Origin of the sequence: Sporosarcina sp. P18a, assembly GCF_002743135.1 — a bacterium.
GTDB lineage: Bacteria > Bacillota > Bacilli > Bacillales_A > Planococcaceae > Sporosarcina.
Genome location: NZ_PDYQ01000012.1, coordinates 1 through 6,825 on the forward strand (window position 1 = coordinate 1; position 6,825 = coordinate 6,825).

8 protein-coding genes are annotated in these 6,825 nt (G+C 38.0%); 6 read left to right on the top strand and 2 right to left on the bottom strand.

Features of this window, described 5'->3' with window-relative positions:
• Positions 1 to 143 precede the first annotated feature (143 nt).
• The 6 genes from CSV75_RS15915 to CSV75_RS15940 all read left to right on the top strand — a co-directional run bounded on the left by CSV75_RS15915 (position 144) and on the right by CSV75_RS15940 (position 5,355).
• Positions 144 to 728, top strand: a complete 585-nt coding sequence (locus CSV75_RS15915) for a recombinase family protein (protein ID WP_099676591.1) — start codon at positions 144 to 146, stop codon at positions 726 to 728.
• A 1,298-nt stretch (positions 729 to 2,026) separates the two neighbouring features.
• Positions 2,027 to 2,932, top strand: a complete 906-nt coding sequence (locus CSV75_RS15920) for a hypothetical protein (RefSeq protein ID WP_099676592.1) — start codon at positions 2,027 to 2,029, stop codon at positions 2,930 to 2,932.
• A gap of 714 nt (positions 2,933 to 3,646) precedes the next feature.
• Positions 3,647 to 4,219, top strand: a complete 573-nt coding sequence (locus CSV75_RS15925) for a MerR family transcriptional regulator (protein ID WP_233191699.1) — start codon at positions 3,647 to 3,649, stop codon at positions 4,217 to 4,219.
• A gap of 14 nt (positions 4,220 to 4,233) precedes the next feature.
• Positions 4,234 to 4,551 carry a hypothetical protein gene (locus CSV75_RS15930; protein ID WP_099676594.1) on the top strand — a complete coding sequence of 106 codons (318 nt, stop codon included), beginning with the start codon at positions 4,234 to 4,236 and terminating at the stop codon, positions 4,549 to 4,551.
• An 84-nt stretch (positions 4,552 to 4,635) separates the two neighbouring features.
• On the top strand, positions 4,636 to 4,986 hold the full coding sequence (locus tag CSV75_RS15935; RefSeq protein ID WP_099676595.1) for a hypothetical protein: 351 nt from the start codon (positions 4,636 to 4,638) through the stop codon (positions 4,984 to 4,986).
• A 39-nt stretch (positions 4,987 to 5,025) separates the two neighbouring features.
• Positions 5,026 to 5,355 carry a hypothetical protein gene (locus CSV75_RS15940; protein ID WP_099676596.1) on the top strand — a complete coding sequence of 110 codons (330 nt, stop codon included), beginning with the start codon at positions 5,026 to 5,028 and terminating at the stop codon, positions 5,353 to 5,355.
• Between the two features lie 268 nt (positions 5,356 to 5,623).
• Here CSV75_RS15940 and CSV75_RS16490 read toward each other — a convergent pair whose 3' ends face one another.
• Both CSV75_RS16490 and CSV75_RS15950 read right to left on the bottom strand, forming a co-directional pair.
• Complete coding sequence (locus CSV75_RS16490) at positions 5,624 to 5,797, bottom strand: hypothetical protein (RefSeq protein ID WP_180954339.1); 174 nt, start codon at positions 5,795 to 5,797, stop codon at positions 5,624 to 5,626.
• Between the two features lie 707 nt (positions 5,798 to 6,504).
• Entirely contained in the window at positions 6,505 to 6,696 is a 192-nt protein-coding gene (locus tag CSV75_RS15950) for a hypothetical protein (protein WP_233191698.1), read from the bottom strand.
• Between the last annotated feature and the right edge of the window lie 129 nt (positions 6,697 to 6,825).

Sequence of the window (6,825 nt, forward strand, 5' to 3'; positions counted from 1 at the left end):
AAATGTTGTTTCGGCAAACTTTAAATAATAGTATCATAAACTGTACACTTGTTGACACCGATAAGAAACCCCTGTACTATAGGATTTAGATAGTATCAAAAAGTCGTATCAAATAGATATCGATAAAAAGGGGGAAATACATAATGATTTATGGCTATGCAAGGGTAAGTACCAACAAACAGGAACTAGATATCCAAGTAAATACTTTAAAAGAAAAAGGTGCTACCAAGATTTATAAGGAAAAGATAAGCGGTAGTGCTAAAGCAGATAGAAAAGAATTAAACAAGCTATTAAAGGAAATCAAGGCTGGTGACACGCTGGTAGTGACTAAGGCAGACCGCATTGCACGTTCTTTAACGCAGTTGGAAAAGTTTGTGCTAGACCTCACTAGTAGAGGGGTAACGGTACACATCATTAACATGGGATTATTTACAGCGGAATCAATGGAAAATGCTATAACAAAACTGTTGTTTCAGGTATTAGGTTCATTTGCTGAATTTGAAAGAAACATGATTCTTGAAAGAACTCAGGAGGGCATTAAGAACGCTAGGGATAATGGTGTTAAGTTTGGTAGGAAATCTAAAAAGTATGAGATTGAAGGGGCGTTACTGCACGCTATCGAAGAAGTAGAGGTCGGTAAAATGTCACAACCGGAGGCAGCTGAATTTGCTGGCTGCAGCGTGGCCACTTTCAAAAGACGGTTAAAAGAATATAGAAAACAAAAATAAAGGGGGACATTATTGTCCTCTTTTTTATTTGGAACGTAGTTGTGCATCCATAATATGGAATTAGAGTTCGTGCATTGGTATGACTAGGGTTGTGGAGAAAAAAGGTTTAGAGACCGCACAACTATGCAAGGCAGCCAAGCGGTTTTTCTAGTTATTTCAGTACGTTCTGTCAGGTGCTTTTTCCCACTTTATTTTACGTTATCTTACTTCCTTCTACTTCATTTTATTGTTGTATAGAGAAGGAAATATGCTATCATAAAGTTGACCTATGAAACCAATAGGTCGTAAAACAGAGTGGTTTTTTAAAAAACCAAGGAGGATCTGAGACCTTAGGCTGTGGGAAGTTAAGGTGTCAGAAAATATTCAATGGCTAACCAACATTAACAACAGCAACACCTCCTTAGCATTTTTATTAGTTAAATTACACACTATTCGTGAGAAGTAAGTTAAGTAAGAAAAAAACCTTGGGCGTGGGAACCCAGGTTTTTTTTCGTTTATAGGTTTATGTTTGGCATTTGTTGTTAACAGTTGTAGTAAGCATAACCATAGAGAGAGGTGAGTGGGAAAAGGCTTTGACGATCTGTTTAAAGTCCGAGTGCTGGGAACACAACCTAGTTCACCTCCGCTATACCGTGGCTTATGCGACTGGAAACGTGGGAATTATTTGTTCATTAGGACGCGGAGGATTAGCCAGCAAAGATTTCCGATTGAAACGCACCAATCGAGAACCTTTCGGCCCTTACCCTCGTATGTGCTAATGAACTTTAGCATTTTCTGTAAAAGCTTCATTACACATGACCTCTATTCGTGAGAAGTAAGAGATCGCCCTGGGACAATATTATTATAGCAGTAAATAAGTTGAAATAAACCCACTTACATTCTAAGTCTCTCTTTTTAAAAAAGAGGAGGCTTTTTTAATTTAGGAGATAATATTGCACCAAGAATTATGACTAGAATTTTTATGAATGGCATAAACAATTTAATATTTTTGTTGCTATGCTAGTTTGTTAGAGGTAAAATTGTCAGTAATTAAACGCGGACGTAAAAAAAGAACCTCAACTGTCTAAGTGGTGTTGGAATCACCCTTAAACCGTTCCCCCTATTCGTGGTAGGGAAAACAACCTGTCGAAGTTCTTGTTAACTTAACTTAAGTTATTCCCTCTTATTGTAGGATATAACTCAATTGTTTTCAAGAAAAAAATTGCTATTTCTTTAATTAGCACATTTAAAAGGCACTGTTTCCCCTTAGATTATCGGGAAAAGTGTCTTTTTTGTGGCCTAAAAGGAGAATATAAACCATGACAGTATTAGTGGCTGATAGCATAGAAAAATTTAAAGAGTACAGTAATTTCAGGGACTTAAAAGACTTCAATAACAATATAGAAATGTTTCTCGCTGAACATAAAGCAGAGTTTACAAAATCTGAATACATGCTGTTCAGACGTTTAACAAAGTATTGTGCAAAGGTTGCTGGTGTAGCTAATGCTAGTATTAAGACACTATTAGCTGGGGCTAAACTGAAAGATTTTATTTTAGGGGCTAGTGAGAGTACATTCCATCGCATGAAAAGAAAGGCTATAAAGCTGGGGATCTTAGAGGTTCATACTGTAATTAGAAAAAATGAATCTCAATCCAGTAATTTATGGGTATTTAAGCGATTTAGCAGCAAGCCGGTAACTGCAGATAATTGTGTCAAAAAAGAATATAGTGACACCCCCCAAACAGAAGGCGAACAGGTAGAAGTCGCACCACAACAACAGAAAGTTTTTAAGCAATTGACACCCCTTAAAACTAGAGTTATATCTAAAACTAAACTTATAAATAATATAAAGACACGTATACAGGACGTACCTGAAATCAACCAGCAGTTAGATTATTCTTTTGTTCCTGAATACATACCAAAAGAGTTTACCAATACTGTAAAACCATTCTTTGACAGTGCTGATGCTATTGTAAAGCTATGGCATTCATCTACTACAGCAGTAAAGAGAACGGCTGGTTTAGAATTCCCTGAAATAGCTATAGATATTATCATTAGGGCCTTCAAAGAGACCGTGTACCAATACAAAAAGAGAAAAATACGTAAAGAATTTAACGGCTATTACTACGGGGTGCTTTGCAATAAATTAAAATACCGGCTGCAAGAATTAACCCCAGCAGTTGAATCAAAATACTTTTACAACTGGCTTGAGATTAGAGATTAACGAAATCTCAGCTAGTCTCTTAAGCATGAAAAAAGCCCCTGAAGATCCAGTAAAGGATGATCAGGGGAAAGTATCTAACATCACGTTGCTACGGCACAATGTGTTATTGAGTTAACTTCTATCGTTACACAATTCTACATCTGTGTTAGATACTACAATTTTATTTTACTGCATTACTACAATGATTAGCTTACGCCACTTCATTCGTACCTCATTCAGTGTAATTTCTAAAGGGATTAACTACTATTACTCCTATGATAGAGGTCTAGTAGAATTATTTATTTGTGATCTGTTTAGGTTGTGCTGGAAGCACCAGCGTTAGCTGTATGAGGTTTTATTATCTTTAGGTTTCTTAAGTAATAGTTTGCGAACCACTAGGTGATTACAGGGCTTTTAAAGGCACAATTCTAGGGACTAACTCAATCCCTTGCTATGACTGGCCTCAGAATTGACTGACTTTTAAAGAGTACCTGTGAGGATCAGAAGCATGTATCTGTGATGCCGACATAGAGGGTTAATCCCTGATTCGGGGATTATTAAAATGCGAATCCTGGCCATGTAGTATTAAAGATATTGCTGCAGCTGTATTCGTGCTGCTTATTAGTCACATCCTTATGTGATTTGGAAAGCTGGCTACTGTAGTAAATGGTGGTATGGTAGCATGTGAGAATAAGAAACCCTATAATACAGTGGTTTACAGGATGTGGTGGATTGGTGCATGATGATAATAAAAAAGTGATGGCAGGCGGTGATAATATGGCAGAATGGCTGACTATTCCCCAACTAGCGGAGAGATCAAAAATAGCAGAAAGTACCGTCCGAAGATATTTAAGTACTTTCTGCTATTTCTTTAACGATAAAGGTGGTAAGCGGTCTAAACGATATGATAGTAAGGCTGTTGAAGTACTAAAACGCATAAGAAAATTGTTTGGGGATGGCAAGGAATCCAGTGAGGTACGTAGGATACTATCTCAGGAGTTCAGCATGACAGTTGATGGTGATAGTAGTGAAGATGATAGTGATAATAAGACGGAAAACATTGATTTGCCAGCGTTAACAACCTCTCAGGACGTGGTGGTTATACGTGAGTTACTAGAAGAACAGCGAGATTTCAACAAGACTTTGCTAAATATTCTGCACCAGCAAGAGACCCGCATTCAGCTGATGGAAGAAATGCAGAATTCTAAAGTAGCAGCAACTACTGAAGCAATAGAAAATACAGAAGAAGACGGGCCGGAAACAAAAGAACCGGAAAAGAAGTCTTTCTTTCAACGGCTTTTTAAATAAGAAAGGAGATTCAATTGAAAAAAGTAACTGTGGTTTATGAGGATTATGACAAGGTAAGTCAGAAAACATTGCATAGGGAACAGCAAGGCTGGCAGATCAATTCACGCCTTATCATGGAATTAGATAGTGAGGGTCCGTTCTTTTCGTCTTATCCTGAGGACATAACAGGCGATGCAGTGGAATCTGAGGCCGCTGCAGCTACTTTTGCAGTCACGATACCCATTGATGCCGGAAAAGCATTAGCAGCCTTAGATGCGGATTCTGTGGCCTCTATGACAATAGCAGAATTAGGTGTATTTCTAACTGAACATAGTAAGAAATCTGAACGCTAAAAAATAGCGTTCTTTTTTATGTCCTAAAATTCGACTTTGCTGCAAGTACCTCTATGTAATCCAAAAGGAAGGAGGGAAATGATCATGGCAGAATTTAACCCTGAATTGATTAGGGCATTAGCAAACGGAGATAAGGAAGCACAACAATTAACTGCAGACTTACCAGCGTCACAAAAAATTACATTGGGAATATTGGTGAATAATCTGCGGGATAAAGAAAATATTGTCCCTGTTAATAGTGGGATGTCTATCTATGCAGAACAGGAAAGCAGATCTATTGATTATGAAGGAATTGGAGATGCGATGGCTGCAAGGATGAAGGCAGAAAGCGATGCAGCGGAAAAGAAAGAGAAAGTACGTGAGGAATGGATAAAAAAAGTAGCTGAGAAGGAAGTAGCACGGGCTAGGGCTGGATTAAAGCGTTCGGATCGTTAATTCAATAAAACTAAACTATATAAAAAGGATGGATAGACAATGTTAAATGATTTATTTTATGGTATGCGTGATGTGAAACATGAATATAAAGAGGCTGGCGTTACAGCTACTATGACAGGCGAGGCCATTCACTTACTTACAGCTAGACAATGTAATGTGCGTGTAGATGTTGAGGGAATGACTGGTAATGCTACTTTATCAATTAAATTTGAAGAATCTAATGATGGTATTACTTTTAATGAAATTGGTACTTTTCCTATTCCGGATCAACATCATGGCGTATTATTCGCTAAGTTTAAAGAGTATGTGCGGTACCAGCTACTAGTTAGCGGTACGGATCCTAACATGGATATTTCAATTAAATTTTAAAGTATCTACTGAAAAAATGGCCGTTAGCTTAATTGCTGGCGGTCTTTTTATTTTATCTTGGAAAGGATGGTTATAGGATGGCCAGACGAAAGAAGAAGCAGAAACAGAGGTACAAACGACAGCTGAGGAAGCACCAGCAGCGAATGGAAAAAAGTAATGAAATTGAACCGATAATTGAAAGATGTTTGCCCCCTTACAAAGAACATTTTATTGATATTAGTAAAAAGGGGTATGAGGAACGTAACCAGTCCTATCCCTCTTTTTTTGTCTAATATTCCCCGTTATCATCTCCATGAAAAGCCTCATAATTAAGTTTTGTTATTTCTTCTTTAGTAGGCTGTTTTCTCCCGAAATGTTTTACAGCTAAGATTTTTAATAGCTTAATACGTTCCCCATTTTCCATTTCATCCATTGCCTTTAAAATTTGTTCGGCAGTCATCATGTTCAATTCCCCCTAAAAAAACCTGAAAAATTGCTGCAAAATTTTTTATATGGCTTTTAGCTATCAATTATATTGAAAAACTGGAATACCTCCCCCTCCGATAAACCTTCTAAAACGCGATTAGTGGAGGATTATCCATGAAATCAAATCTAATAGCGTCTGACAGCCCCAAAAAGTTTTCAACCCGATGCTTGTGCATTTTATATAGCAGACGGACGGTATGGGAACACCTGTTCCCTGTGGGTACCCTTATGCGAACATACGTGCTATTATCGGCTGCTGAGGTGGTTCTGTTTGATCGTTCTGAGTAGCTGCTGGCGTGGGTACATATGATAGGCACTTATGATAGGGCATAGGGCTAGTAGTACCGTGCTTGCCTACATCCAATCAATAGTGTTGATTATTGATAGTGTGCTGGTGGTACTGGTGGATGTGTGCGAGTGCTTGCCTATGTGTGGTGCAGTGTGCCTTGCCTGTCTCTGCTGCTGCTTGCCTTGCTGTGCCTTGCCTGTGTGTCGCTGGTGACGTGCTGGCATGTGGTTGTGCCATTGCCTATGCTGCTACTGTATGGGCTGGTGTGTGTGGTGCTGTAGGCTGGTAGTGTATGCTGCTATCTATATAAGAAAACGTGTAAAGAAATCTCGCTTATTCTAAGTGATCCTATCCCTAAAGAAAGTGAGGGCCACGTCTCCTATATAAAGAAATGCCTATAAATCTGTTACTGAAGGTACTACTCTTTTCATTGCTGCTTGTTTAATTAGATCCAATTCACCGTGCATAGCTTTAGACAAAATTCCCTTTTCAATGTTCTGGTTAATATGATAATAAAGTTTCACTAATGTTACTAATGGTGCTTTATCATAGGCCGAATAACCTTTATCTACCAATAGTACTTTCACCCTTTTTTACTTTATTATACGGAATATTAAATCTTTGTACAGGGGTAAAATATGGAAATGTTGTTTCGGCAAACTTTAAATAATAGTATCATAAACTGTACACTTGTTGACACCGATAAGAAACCCCTG